Source organism: Sphaerospermopsis reniformis, from assembly GCF_005402885.1.
Taxonomy (GTDB): domain Bacteria; phylum Cyanobacteriota; class Cyanobacteriia; order Cyanobacteriales; family Nostocaceae; genus Sphaerospermopsis; species Sphaerospermopsis kisseleviana.
This window is the reverse complement of the sequence record NZ_BJCE01000151.1, coordinates 1-13507: the sequence shown is the minus strand read 5'-3', so window position 1 is coordinate 13507 and position 13507 is coordinate 1. Positions and strand designations below refer to the sequence as shown.

General features: G+C 37.9%; 14 protein-coding genes and 1 pseudogene. 13 read left to right on the top strand and 2 right to left on the bottom strand.

All coding sequences use genetic code 11. The features are described from left to right. Positions 1–123: pseudogene (locus FFR48_RS30750) on the bottom strand (IS982 family transposase); the annotation flags it as partial. 105 nt (positions 124–228) lie between these two features. On the opposite strand from FFR48_RS30750, the gene FFR48_RS18660 reads away from it, so the two are divergent. From FFR48_RS18660 to rffA, 12 genes are all read left to right on the top strand, one after another. Continuing rightward, complete coding sequence (locus FFR48_RS18660; RefSeq protein ID WP_137668406.1) at positions 229–1254, top strand: exostosin domain-containing protein; 1026 nt, start codon at positions 229–231, stop codon at positions 1252–1254. Positions 1255–1265: 11 nt separating this feature from the next. Beyond that, on the top strand, positions 1266–1601 hold the full coding sequence (locus FFR48_RS18655; protein WP_137668405.1) for an FkbM family methyltransferase: 336 nt from the start codon (positions 1266–1268) through the stop codon (positions 1599–1601). Positions 1602–1641: 40 nt separating this feature from the next. Beyond that, on the top strand, positions 1642–3774 hold the full coding sequence (locus tag FFR48_RS18650; RefSeq protein ID WP_137668404.1) for a hypothetical protein: 2133 nt from the start codon (positions 1642–1644) through the stop codon (positions 3772–3774). A 167-nt stretch (positions 3775–3941) separates the two neighbouring features. After that, entirely contained in the window at positions 3942–4898 is a 957-nt protein-coding gene (locus tag FFR48_RS18645) for a glycosyltransferase family 2 protein (protein WP_137668403.1), read from the top strand. A gap of 4 nt (positions 4899–4902) precedes the next feature. Further along, positions 4903–5676, top strand: coding sequence for a phytanoyl-CoA dioxygenase family protein (locus FFR48_RS18640; RefSeq protein WP_162501915.1), 774 nt, complete (start codon positions 4903–4905; stop codon positions 5674–5676). Beyond that, positions 5673–6542, top strand: coding sequence for a class I SAM-dependent DNA methyltransferase (locus tag FFR48_RS18635; RefSeq protein WP_137668401.1), 870 nt, complete (start codon positions 5673–5675; stop codon positions 6540–6542). The genes FFR48_RS18640 and FFR48_RS18635 overlap by 4 nt, the downstream gene beginning before the upstream one ends. Positions 6543–6592: 50 nt before the next feature. Beyond that, entirely contained in the window at positions 6593–7168 is a 576-nt protein-coding gene (locus FFR48_RS18630; RefSeq protein ID WP_137668400.1) for an acetyltransferase, read from the top strand. Between the two features lie 12 nt (positions 7169–7180). Next, a complete protein-coding gene (locus tag FFR48_RS18625; RefSeq protein ID WP_137668399.1) occupies positions 7181–7891 on the top strand; it encodes a WbqC family protein in 711 nt (236 codons plus the stop codon). A 31-nt stretch (positions 7892–7922) separates the two neighbouring features. Continuing rightward, a complete protein-coding gene (locus FFR48_RS18620; RefSeq protein ID WP_201277646.1) occupies positions 7923–8291 on the top strand; it encodes an EamA family transporter in 369 nt (122 codons plus the stop codon). A gap of 35 nt (positions 8292–8326) precedes the next feature. Then, on the top strand, positions 8327–8887 hold the full coding sequence (locus FFR48_RS18615) for a class I SAM-dependent methyltransferase (protein ID WP_137668398.1): 561 nt from the start codon (positions 8327–8329) through the stop codon (positions 8885–8887). Positions 8888–8996: 109 nt separating this feature from the next. Beyond that, entirely contained in the window at positions 8997–9863 is an 867-nt protein-coding gene (locus FFR48_RS18610) for a class I SAM-dependent methyltransferase (RefSeq protein ID WP_137668397.1), read from the top strand. Between the two features lie 3 nt (positions 9864–9866). Continuing rightward, a complete protein-coding gene (rffA, locus tag FFR48_RS18605; RefSeq protein ID WP_137668396.1) occupies positions 9867–10994 on the top strand; it encodes a dTDP-4-amino-4,6-dideoxygalactose transaminase in 1128 nt (375 codons plus the stop codon). A gap of 109 nt (positions 10995–11103) precedes the next feature. On the opposite strand, the gene FFR48_RS18600 is transcribed toward rffA, so the two are convergent. Further along, the gene (locus FFR48_RS18600; RefSeq protein WP_236104110.1) at positions 11104–12072 is read right to left on the bottom strand and encodes a Fic family protein; all 969 of its coding nucleotides are present in this window, start codon (positions 12070–12072) and stop codon (positions 11104–11106) included. Between the two features lie 373 nt (positions 12073–12445). Here FFR48_RS18600 and FFR48_RS18595 point away from each other — a divergent pair, with 373 nt between their 5' ends. Beyond that, entirely contained in the window at positions 12446–13318 is an 873-nt protein-coding gene (locus FFR48_RS18595) for a glycosyltransferase family 2 protein (protein ID WP_137668395.1), read from the top strand. The last annotated feature ends 189 nt before the right edge of the window (positions 13319–13507 follow it).

The following is a 13507-nucleotide window of genomic DNA, read 5'->3' as shown; positions in this document are numbered from 1 at the left end:
AAAAATGCGGATATTATCACACATAGGTACTGGAAATGAGTCTAAAAGATACTCAATATCATCACTAATTTCTTTCAGTATCATTCCCATTTGATGAAATAAATCGTTCATTAACATAAAAACTCCGCCTCATAACTAGCAACTTGGGTTACTATTGGTATGACCCTTGACATCCCGATGACTGGGCGCGATCGCCTCTGCCAGTTGCGTAAGTCCTAATAAATAAAGATGATGAACGAAAATACAAATAAAAAAATCTACCTGGCGAGTCCAAATGATACTGATATCGTTTCTCTAAACTTCTGGCTTAATGACTTGCTTGAGAAAAACAACCCTCAGACTAACTTTGTCAAGGATCCTGACATAGCCGATGTTATTATTCTTTTTGAAAATTTCTCATTTAAACATCTTGATTATATTAAAAGGCTTAAAAAAGATGATTTCATAAAGCGATATGCGGGTAAAATATATACCATAAACTATGATGATACAACTTTCGGTTTTTTGCCTGGATGCTATACAAGTTTGACTCGAAATAATTTTATGAAAAATTTTCATATAGCATCTTGCTATCCTAAAGAATATAATCAGGAGTTAGTGGAGTTTAGAAAGGAATATCAATTTGAATTTAGCCCTAATCTTCTTTTTTCATTTAGGGGATCTGCAAAATCCCATCCTATACGTGAAAGAATTTTCAGAAAAATTCCTCCAAATAAAGACTGGATTCTAACCAGAATAAATACAGCCTTTTATGCTCACACAGAGTTGGAAAAAAATGTTTTCTTACAAGAAATCTTAAATAGCCATTTTGTTCTTTGTCCTCGAGGATCATCCCCGTCAACCTATCGTATGTATGAAGCCATGTCCCTTGGTAGATGTCCAGTGATTATATCCGATGACTGGATACCACAAGTCGGAATTGATTGGTCATCATGCTCAATTCGTATTCCTGAATCAGAAATTCAGCGTATACCTGAAATTCTCAAATCGCAACTTCCCAATGCAAAACAGTTAGGAATAAAAAGTTTACTTACTTGGAATAGCTTTTTCTCTGAGCAAAAAAAGTTTTCGATATTCCTTCAACAAATCCTAACTCTAGCAGATGTTCAACCTATCAAAGACTTCGAGTCGTTACAGCAAGTTTGGCATTCGACTTCTTTCAGAAGAAACAATAAACTAAATTTAAATCAGCGGATCGCCCAAAAAATCCTTTCATTAACAAACAAAATAACTGAACCCTTGACAAAGTTGTAGAGGAGACTGAAATATCCCAACTTGATCTGATCAAAGTAGATGTTGAGGGAGCCGAATTCATGGTGTTTCAAGGTTCTCAATCAGTCCTTTTGAAGTACAAGCCCTTCCTCTGGTTTGAAATAAATCCCGATGCACAACGTATCGCTGGTGTGACACCAATAGATCTCTTGAATATTCTGAGAAATTTCGGCTACTGTAAATTTTATCAAGTCTCTAGTCTAGTTCGTGGCGAGTGTGTAGAGCCACAAGAATTTCCCAAACTTACAGATGTACTTGCGGTTCACGACGAACGCATTTCTACATTTGATGCATTGAAAAACTCTTTTTGGAAAAATTTAACTTCTTGACTCTTTAATTTAGACTACCACTTTGCCAAGTAATTTTGATATGTCACAATCTGAACCTAAACTTGAACATTTTGCCGTCAAAAGTCAAATAGTGAGCGAATTAGCTTTCCTATTTACTATTTATATTCTGGTAACCGCACTATTATTTTTACACTTCCGCACCTGGGACTCTACCATCACTCGCCAGGTGTGGGGTGTCTTTGTTTATCCTAGTGTACTATTTGGCGGCGTTGCTTTAGCTTGGCGATATATTTCCCATGTCATTTGGATATTACCAATAGGTTCCCTGGTGTTTATGGGATTACCATTTGCAGTAGCCTTACTAGGGAGATGGAGTTTAATTCCTCTAGGTATATTCGGTATTAGCGCCACTATCTTTGTTTACATATTATATTTATCCCCACAAGACCGACCGGTGATGAAAACCCTGCAACTGTCAGGGGCGGGAATGATTCTCGCGGTGATTTATTTCTTGGTGGTCAATGGTGATAATTATGCCAATATATTCGCAGACATCACTGCTTATACTAATACCACTCACCGAGACACCCTGTTTCATTCTGCCATTGTGCAAATGCTGGCTAAATTTAATACACCATCAACGGGATTAGATGGTGTACAACCTTTAAGCTATCATGTTGGTGTACATCGTTGGGTGGCGGCAAATCTTACTATCTTAGGCGGAAAAGCACCTCTACTATTAGGTATTTGCCAACAAGTAGCTTTTCTCCCGGCGGTTTTCTTTGCTACAGTTTTAGCCTTCATCTGTTTGCTAACGACTCCACTTTCCACACTGGTGGCTTGTGGGTTTACTTTTTTAGGTTTATGGTTGTTCGGAACTCGCCTCTGGGATTCTTATTTAGCAAGTGAATCCTATGCTTTTTCCCTACCTATATTTATAGTCATGATACCAGTAGGGCAAAGATGGTTGTACAAAGCTAGGGAAAGTAATCGCTGGTTGACAGTTGAGCCTTTACCCTTAACACTGTCTGTGGTAGCAGTCCTAGCTTGTGGCGCAGCTAAGATTTCTTCCGGGGTGATACTGGCTTTGTTTCTCATCCTCTGTGGGTTTATCCCGAAAATGTGGCCTCTAAATCAACAGAAGTGGCGATATCTAGGACTGTTACTAGCTTTAGGTATCGCTTTTTTTGTGGGATGTTTAGCCTTAGCCTTTAACTTTAGTGCTGGAAATCTGACTAACATCTTTTATCCTTTTCACTTTGCACGCACTTACACAAGTCAATTTATTTGGCAAAATATCGTATTTTTAGGGTTAATCATCCCATTCTACTGGTTGCAGAGGAATCAAGAAAAATTCCTGGGGCGATCGCAAGTGATCATCCTCACAGTGCTATTTTTAGCATCTCAACTACCAGGGGTTTTACTGGAAATCGGCGGGGGTTCAGCAAGTTATTTTGTGGACCCAGCGCTGTTAGTCACATTATTATTTACCTTGGCTGCTGTAGCTGACTATTGGTCAGTCAACCGCCAAACTGGTTTTCTGTTCATTGTAGATCCCCTAGACTATGAAACTAAACCTTTGTCACCTGTTATTAGTTGGGGACTGATAGGGTTAGTTTTAATTTTCTCATTGTGGAGTTCAACACCGGAAATTTCTAGCTACAAGGATAGGGGGTTAGGGTTTGCGAGTCAGTTGGTAATTATTCTAGATTCTTTTTCTCCTCAGTCAGATTCATTGACTGATTTGAGAGGATTAAGTAAACGCCAGCGTCAGTTAGGGTTGTTACTCTTCCCTCCCAGTGTGAACTGGGAAATATTCAACACCAAAACCGAGTTGGGTTACATCCAAGCGGGACTTGCTAAATTAACTGAATCGAAGAAATTAGAACCAGGTGATAACTTAGCCATTCATATTTCACAGGACTTTTCAGGCTTTTGGCAACCCAGAGGCGCAAGAAATTGTTGGGACAAATCTTTTGTAGTTCCTGCAATGACCGGATTACCCCTAATAAATGGAGTCAGAGGTGAGAATAGTGACTGTGATTTAACTAAAAATTATGGTATGGCAGACTATAGTAAAGAGTCTTGGAATCGTCCACTTTCTCAGGAAGATATCTGTACTAAGTCCACTAAATTAGGCTTTAATCAAGTGTTGAATATTACCCAGGAACAAATTCAACTATACTCTTGTAATGGGTTCGACCAGAAGTAAATTCCCTGGGGAATAGCTCAAGTCTAGAATTGCATTTACTCCAACCATCATCAAATGTCTCATATATCCGTCGTCATCCCTCAGAATATCGTTACTTGAGCTTTTCTTGACTTTCCAAACATCCTATAAGACCGAATTGATTTCATAATTTCAAAAACTACACTTATATGATTGATAAAGACACAAGAAAAGCGATAATGACACTTTCGATAGTTACCCCGATATATAATGATAGCTATCTTGCTTATGATTTTGTTAAATCAGTCCTCACTTTGAATTTACCTCCAGAAGTTGTTTTAATAGAGATTATTTTTGTTGTAGATGGAAGTGGCATTAAAGATGAGAAAGAAATAAAAAAAATAGGGGATCACAGTGTCAAAGTCAAAATGGTTGCATTAAGTCGTAACTTTGGTCAACATATAGCGGTTTCTGCTGGTTATGCGTTTGCCAAAGGTGATTTAATTTGTATGATTAATGTAGATCAGCAAGATCCCGTAGATAATATACTTGTACTTTTGCCTCATATTTTAACAGGTGATTGTGATGTAGTATATGGGTTGAGGAAAAAACGTAATGATAGACATTTCAAGGAATACACATCCTATATTTTCAACATTTTATTAAACAAACTAACAGGACAAAATATACCTTTAAACATAGCTACCATCAGGATAATGTCTAGAAGATTCATTGATGCTTATAATCAACTAAGTGAAAATTCGCGTTATCTACCGGGTTTAGAAAATTGGCTCGGTTTTACCAAAACATATGTAGTAACTGAACATCAATCAAGAAGAGATAGTAAATCATCATATAATTTAAGTAAACGCTTGTTGATGGCTGTGGAGGCGATCATTTCTTTCTCGGACTTACCCTTACGCTTAATAGCTATTTTAGGATTTATTTTGGCAATAACAGGATTTATTCTTTTGTTATTTCTGGTTCTAAGACAATTTTTTTTAGTGAGTTATCAACCAGGTTACACTTCGACTATTGGCATCATCATTTTTATTGGTGGAGTTCAAATATTCCTGACGGGTCTTTCTGCCATATATGTCGGAAGAATTTTACGGGAAGTACAAAATAGACCCCTTTATATTGTTAAAGAAACTCATAATTTTTGAAGATATGTTTGAACCAGAAGTTTTCATACATGAGATTAAGACTCAAGGTTATTCTATTGTCAGAAGTGCTCTACCTGAGTTGTTTATTCGTAAGGCTAAATTTGAATTACTTCAAGCAATTAACAGTGAAGTTAAATACCATGGAACCAAAAAATATTTGGACTATGGGATGGTCTTACTTTGTAGCTTGTATGATAAGGTATTTTGTGATCTATTTGAAATAGATTTAGTAACGGAGCCATTCAATGCTATCTTAGGAGAGGGTTGCATCGTCTATGCTTATACTTCTTCGTCTATGCCACCAAATGCAGCTAACTACAGTGAAAGAATACATACCGATTGTCCAAGGATAATTCCTGGTTATATTACTAACTTAGGAGCTACAATACTACTTGATGATTTCACTGAGGAAAATGGAGCTACTTGGTTCTTACCGTATAGTCAGGAAAGATTTACACCACCTGAGTCTGAGGAGTTTTATCAAGAAAGTTTGAGACTAATTGAAAAGGCAGGCTCTATCTTCTTTTTCAACGCAACACTTTGGCATGCAGGAGGAAAAAATTTGACCAATGAGTGGAGACATGCATTAACAATTAATATGGTTCGTCCTTGGATGAAGCAAAGGATTGATATCCCCAGAGCAATGGAACATATGGACTTAAATAATATTTCGGATCGTGCTAAGCAAAAGCTTGGTTTTTATGCCCAAGTACCCAGCAATTATTCGGAGTATTATGTACCTCTAGAACATCGTAAATTTAAACAAAAGACAGAATGATGATGAATATTAGTAAAAAAGATAAAAATTATCAGGAAGCTATTGAGGCAAATATTGCAGTTCACTCTGCTATGGTCGAGAAGTATAATTTTGTGGAACCCCACTTCCGTCCTGAAAGTGTAGCAAGAGTTGAACACATTATTCAATCAATTGTAGCCCAACATAAGGTGAGAAAAGTTGTTGATCTTGGTTGTGGTACTGGTTTTATGATCAACATACTTAAGAAATATGTTGAAGAAATAATAGGAGTTGATATTACCCAACCAATGCTTGACAAAGTGGAAAAAACAGGAACTGCAAAAATTTCATTGATCAATGAAGATACTGGCAGTGTTCAACTGGAAAACAATTATTATGATATGGCTACCGCCTATAGTTTTCTAGATCATCTATACGATATGTCACCTACATTTTTGAATACATATAGATTTTTAAGACAAGGTGGCATATTTTATGCAGATCTAAGTCCTAATGCTTATTTCTGGGATCAAATCAAGCAACTGGATAGTACTAAAACTTATGATCCTATTATACTAAGGGAAATTAAAGCAATTAACCAAAAAAGTCAAGAAATTGAGCAGCAATTTGGCATAGAAAAAGGATTATTTGTCAAGGCAGAGTTCCAAAAACATATCAAGGGAGGACTAAGAGAAGAGGATATCAAACAACAACTATTAGATGTGGGGTTTCAAAAAGTTGATTTCCTGTATCATTGGTACTTAGGACAGGCACAACTTATTAATGACAACTCCATTGATAAAAACCAGCGATTAGAATATGCTAGTATTATGAGCGACTACCTTATCAAGGGATTGCCGATCACCAGGCACGTATTTAAGTATGTTGGTTTTATTGCAATAAAGTAGTGAAAATAGGATTTTTGGGGTTTGGGGAGTTAGGTAAGCAAATAGAACTAATGGTTAATTTGTACTATCCTAGTTGCCCTAAAGTGTATTTCGATGATTACGCAGTTACATCTTCTTCACCAGAATGTTTATATTTTTCGGATTATAAGCGGCACTTAAAAGACTTTTATTGGCTCGTTTGTATTGGTTATAAACACATGGAAACAAGGGTTGCCTTAATCAAGGAGATTCGTGAATTGGGAAGGTTGTTAAGTTTGGTTCATCCCACATCCTACGTCTCTCCTTCTGCAAACTTGTCTGATGGTGTAATTGTGTATCCTATGTGTAACATTGATAAGGAGGTTTATCTTGGTAATGGTGTATTACTTAATAATTCAGTAACAATTTCTCATAACTGTGAAATTGGAGAGGGAGTATATATTAGTCCCGGAGTAATATTGTCTGGTAATGTTAAGGTAGGTGAGGGAACTTTTATTGGTAGCGGTACAGTTATTGCCAACAATGTCACTATTGGTAGCAATGTTCATGTAGGTATAGGCACTGTAATTAGCAAAGATATACCTGACAATGCCTGGGTAATAGGTAACCCACAAAAATTTCTAACAAAACCTTTTAAGCTAAATTAGTGATAAAAAGTGATGAAAGTTGTAATTCTTCAATCAAATTATATTCCTTGGAAGGGATACTTTGACTTAATTAATGATGCAGATATTTTTTGCTTTTTAGATGAAGTTAAGTATACTAAAAATGACTGGCGAAATAGAAACAAACTATACTCCAAAAATGGGTTATTTTGGCTGACTATACCTATTAGCAAGAAAGCTGTAAATCTTAAGATAAGCGAAGTAATTTTAGAAAATTATTTTTGGCAAAAAAAACACTATACATCCATAGTAAACACCTACTGTAAAGCTCCGCAGTTAGATAACTTATTACCGTTTTTAGAGGATATTTATTTGAAACAAGAATGGAAATCATTGTCACAATTAAATCAATATATTATCAAAAACCTATGTAACTTTATTGGCATAAAAACGAAAATTGTTACCTCTAAAGATTATCATTTAAAGTCAAATAAGATTGACAGAATAATTTCCCTAATTAAGCAAATGGGTGGAACTGAATATATTTCGGGTATGAATGCAAAAAATTACATTGATCAAAACGAAGAAATATTTAATCAAAATAATATTAAGTTAGTTTATAAAACTTATGGACCTTATAAAGGGTATACCCAAAATTTACCTAATTTTCAGGATGCCGTAAGTATTATAGATACTCTTATGTTCGTAAAACAAGAAAATATTTTTGATCATATTACATCTAGCTCCTCAATCAAACATCAATAAAAGTGCAATAAATAAATTAAAAGGTTTCATAATGCTTATTAATCACTTGTACATTCTCCTAACCATCCTGTTCACAGTCTACGGACAAATTGTGATTAAATGGCAAGTGCAACTGGCGGGATCACTTCCCCCAGACAACATAGCCAAACTACAATACATCATCAAACTACTACTCAACCCCTGGGTAATTAGTAGCTTTACCTGTGCATTCCTAGCAGCAATTAGCTGGATGGCCGCCATGACTAAATTTGACCTCAGCTATGCTTACCCATTCATGAGTTTAGCCTTTGTCCTAGTCCTGTTCCTCAGCGCCATCTTCTTTAAAGAACCCGTAACTATTCCCAAATCCCTGGGGTTGGGATTAATTATCTTAGGTATTATCATTGGTAGCAAAGGGTAAAAATCCACCTCTCAAAAGAATAATAAAAAATTAATATGCCCCAAATTACCCAAGGAATTCGCTCAATCCTTTCAATCCCTTTCTTTTATAGCTTATTTCAAAAAATACTAGGTCAGAATAGAGCCTATAATATTCTGATTAAAAATTATATTAGGACTAATAGTGGCGATCGCATACTAGATATTGGTTGTGGACCTGCTGATCTATTATCCTACTTACCCCAAGTAGAGTATATAGGATTTGATGCCAGTCCAAAGTATATTAGTGATGCCAAAAAGCGTTATGGCAATCAGGGAACCTTTATCTGTCAACTGGTCACATCTGATAACCTCACATATAGGGAATATTTTGATATTGTTGTAGTGTTTGGAGTATTACATCATCTTGACGATATAGAAGCAGAAAAACTGTTTAAATTAGCTCACACTGCCTTGAAACCCGGAGGCCGATTAGTAGCCGTTGAGCCTTGCTACACAGAGAATCAATCACCCATTGCCAGATGGATTATATCTAAAGACCGGGGACAAAATGTAAGGGATGAAAAAGGTTACTTAAATCTAGGGTATAATTTATTCCCCCCCACATACATCCTGTAACATCCGTCATGACTTATTACGGATACCCTATACTCATATCATTATAGAATCTATAAAACCTGATTAAACGGAAAAATCACATATTTTTTTTAATAAACAATAATTTTCGATGAAAATCTGCCCCCAATGTCACCATCATTTTAACCAACCTAACTGGGATTGTCCCGCCTGTGGTTACACACCCCCAATATTAGATGGACACCAGAGCTTTGCACCGCAACTCCCAGCGGCCAGCGAAGGATTTGAGGCCTCAGCCTTCCCCATACTAGCAAAACTAGAAGCCAAAAACTTCTGGTTTCGCGCCCGCAACCGCTTAATCATTTACGCCATTAAACATTACTTCCCCCACGCTCAAACCTTCCTAGAAATTGGCTGCGGAACTGGCTTTGTCCTTCAGGGAGTTGAAAAACACCTCCCCCACCTCATCACCTGCGGTAGTGAAATATTTACTACCGGCTTACAATTTGCCACAGACCGCCTGTGTAAAACTACACTATTTCAAATGGATGCCCGTAATATCCCCTTTGCGGAAGAATTTGATATTATTGGAGCTTTCGACGTTCTGGAACACATAGAACAAGATGAGGATGTACTTAGACAAATGTATCAAGCTATTCCAATCGGGGGGGGTATAATACTGACTGTTCCCCAACATCCCTGGTTATGGAGTCAAGCTGATACCTACGCTCACCACGTCCGGCGCTATATCAAACAAGATTTAATCACCAAATTACAGCAAACAGGATTTAAAGTAGTAAAAGTTACCTCTTTTGTTTCTCTGCTCTTACCCTTAATGCTACTTTCTCGACTCAATCAGCGCTCATCAAAGAATTATGACCCCACCAGTGAGTTAAAAATTAGTGGCACCTTAAATTACCTCTTAGAGAAAATTTTAGATGTAGAACGCTGGTTGATTAAACTAGGTTTTTCCTTTCCCTGGGGCGGCTCTTTGTTAGTAATTGCCTACAAACAATAACCCATGAATAAAATACCTTTTAACAAACCTTACATGACCGGTAAAGAGCTATGGTATATCAGCCAAGCTCACCACGCCGGACAACTCGCCGGGGATGGTAATTATACCAAAAAATGCCATCAATGGCTAGAAACCCATACCCACTCCCACAAAGCCCTCCTGACTCACTCCTGCACCGCCGCCCTAGAAATGTCAGCTATTTTAGCTGATTTGGAACCAGGAGACGAGGTAATTATGCCCAGTTATACCTTCGTTTCCACCGCCAACGCCTTTGTTCTCAGGGGAGCTATTCCCGTATTTGTAGATATCCGCCCCGACACCCTCAATTTAGATGAAAACCTAGTAGAAACAGCTATTACACACCGCACCCGCGCCATTGTCCCCGTCCATTATGCCGGGGTTGGTTGTGAAATGGATACCTTGCAACACATTGCCACCAAACATCAACTATTGTTAATTGAAGATGCAGCCCAGGGACTGATGTCATCCTATAAAGGAAAACCCCTTGGTAGTTTTGGTGACTTAGCTTGCTTTAGTTTCCATGAAACCAAAAATATTATCGCCGGTGAAGGCGGTGCTTTAATTATCAATAATCCCCAATTCACAGAATCAGCGGAAATCATTCGGGAAAAAGGCACTAACCGTAGTCAATTTTTCCGGGGACAGGTAGATAAGTATACCTGGATAGAAAAAGGCTCTAGTTACTTACCAGGAGAATTAATTGCCGCTTTTCTCTATGCGCAACTTGAAGAAGCACAACAAATTATTACCAACCGCCTCAAAGTATGGGACTATTATCATCAACTGCTAGAACCTGTAGAAAAATCCGGTAAATTACGCCGTCCTATCATTCCCCCTGACTGTCAGCACAATGCCCATATGTACTATATCCTGCTAGAGGATTTACAAACCCGGACCCAGCTAATTAACTACCTCAAAGAACAAGGTATTAATGCGGTGTTTCACTATGTACCTTTACATAGCTCTCCTGCTGGTAAGCATTATGGACGGGTGAATGGGAAGATGGATCATACTAATCTTCTGTCTGATTGTTTATTACGCTTACCCATGTTCCCAGAGTTGACAACTTCACAAATAGAAATAATTGTCGGGGCTGTTAAGAGTTTTTAATATCCAGATGGGAACCAGGGAATAATTATATACAACCTGGATACACCCAAACCCAGCGCGATCGCCCTGAATAATGGAATTGTCCCATTAATTTCAAACAGCAACTTACCTATTTTATCAAAAAATTATCAATAAAATCAGTAATTTCCTGATAAAAAACCCGCCCTTTTTCCCTACTACTACTCGCAGTTACCAATAACCTTAAAGTTTCCACCAATGAACTGATAGTAGCATCACAAACCAAATCAAACAACTGATTTAAATCATCTTGGTTTTGTTGTCCATAGGCCAAAGCATGAATATAATCATTACGAATTTGATTATTAATCACTACAATAGGATACCCGGCACGAATTAACAATAAATTCATTAATAATCTAGCCGTTCTGCCATTTCCATCTCGAAAAGGATGGATAGAAACAAAACGATAATGTGCCATGGTTGCATATTCTACAGGATGGATTGTTAAAGCAGCATCTGAATTGAGCCAGATCACAAAATCTGTCATTAATTGAGACAGTAAATAATGGGGAGGATAAATATAATTTGTCCCTGCTGCCATTACATCTAATTGCCGATAAGAACCCGCTTCATTAGGGTGAATTTTCCTCAGAATTAAATTGTGAATTTGTTTAATTTCCCATTCATTAATTACTGTATCTTTTTGGGCTAAACTCTCAATATAGTCAATCGCCTCCTTATGTCCAACTACCTCTAAATGTTCATCAAGAGTCTTCCCACCAATTGTAATTCCTTTGGTTAACACTAACTCAGTTTCACTTTGAGTTAAAGTATTGCCTTCAATGGCATTAGAGTTATAAGTAAAGCGGACATCATACAGCTTTTTGAGTTCGGTGATTATTGTTTGATCAAATGGTCTAAAATCATCTAACCAGGCTTTTAACTTGTCTATTTGTTGTAATTTAAGTTGGTAATTCATGCTAATATAGTTACTGATTAAAGCAGTTAAGGAAAAATCTGTTTTTTGACTATCTGTTTTTTGACTTAAACCAATAACCTGATCAATAAACAGTTCATAAAGCTGAGAATAGGATACTAGCATAGGGTCTGTGTTCATCCTGTAAATTATCCTTTTCAGCAAGCCCTACTGAGGTTGCTTAGTGCAAGAATTAGCTTTTAAAGCCACCCATTTTTCTATAGTCGGATCTAGAATTGTCAGCTTAATAGAACCCAGTTTAGCAGTTGTCCAGCGATTTTGTGAGGTTAAAACAGAAATCCTTAAACCTTGACTGAAAACCTTATTCTGTCAGGAGGAGATTGGAAAATTTCTTTGCCATCTCTTGAAATCCCAAAAAATGCACACTTTTTCCGGTATACCCTTCAAAACCCTTGCACTAATTTCTGTGTTTATCAGCCTCTAACCTTTGATATATCAAGGTTTTAGGTTTATTCAGCAAACCCTAACTAACCTTTTGACTGGGAAAAAACTAATGAAACTTTCAGTGATCATCCCCACCTATGAGCGGGGAGAAGTGCTGCTTGATACCATTGAGTCCTTACAGCGACTAATGACACCAGAATTTGAACTTTTGGTGATTGACCAGACCTTAAATCATGCTGTAACAATTGAGTCGAGATTAAACAGCTTGGCCGAACAAGGCGCTATTCGTTGGGTTCGCCTACCTCAACCATCTATTCCCATGGCCATGAACCGGGGAATCCTGGAAGCTAAAGGTGAGATAGTCCTTTTCCTCGATGATGATATTATCCCCCATGAGGATTTACTACAGGCTCACCAGCAAGCCCATCAACAAGCTGATCTGGTTGCAGGACAGGTACTACAGCCCGGGGAAAAATCTCTGACATTACAACCAGGGGAGCCATTTCGCTTTACCAGTAACATTCCCCGGCAAATTACGGAGTTTATGGGGGGCAATTTTTCCATTAAGCGCACTGTGGCGATCGCCCTGGGGGGATTTGATGAAAACTTCATAGGGGCTGCATACCGCTATGAGGCGGAATTTGCCCATCGCTACTGTCAAAAATACGGTTTGATTACCTACGAACCGAAAGCCCTGATTCACCACCTACGGGTAGAAAGGGGAGGAACACGCAGCTATGGTCACCACCTGAGAACTGCCCAACCCGCCCATGCTGTGGGAGCTTACTATTACCTGTTAAAGTCAAAACCCAATGGCTGGCTATGGCAAATACTTTGGCGACCATTGCGCTCCATTCGCACAAAACACCATATCACTCATCCTTGGTGGATCTTCCCCACCTTAATTGCAGAAGCCAGAGGGCTGAGTTTAGCCATTCATAAGATTAGTCAAGGACCATCCTATCCGATACTTTTTCAGTAACTAGGGGTTGCTGAGAAAGTCTTTCCGTGAGGGCATAGGAGTCAGGAGTCAGGAGTCAGGAAGAGATTTGAAAATTTCTTTGCCATCTCTTGAAATCCCCAAAAATGCACACTTTTTCCGGTATACCCTTCAAAACCCTTGCACTAATTTCTGTGTTTATCAGCCTCTAACCTTTGATATATCAAGGTT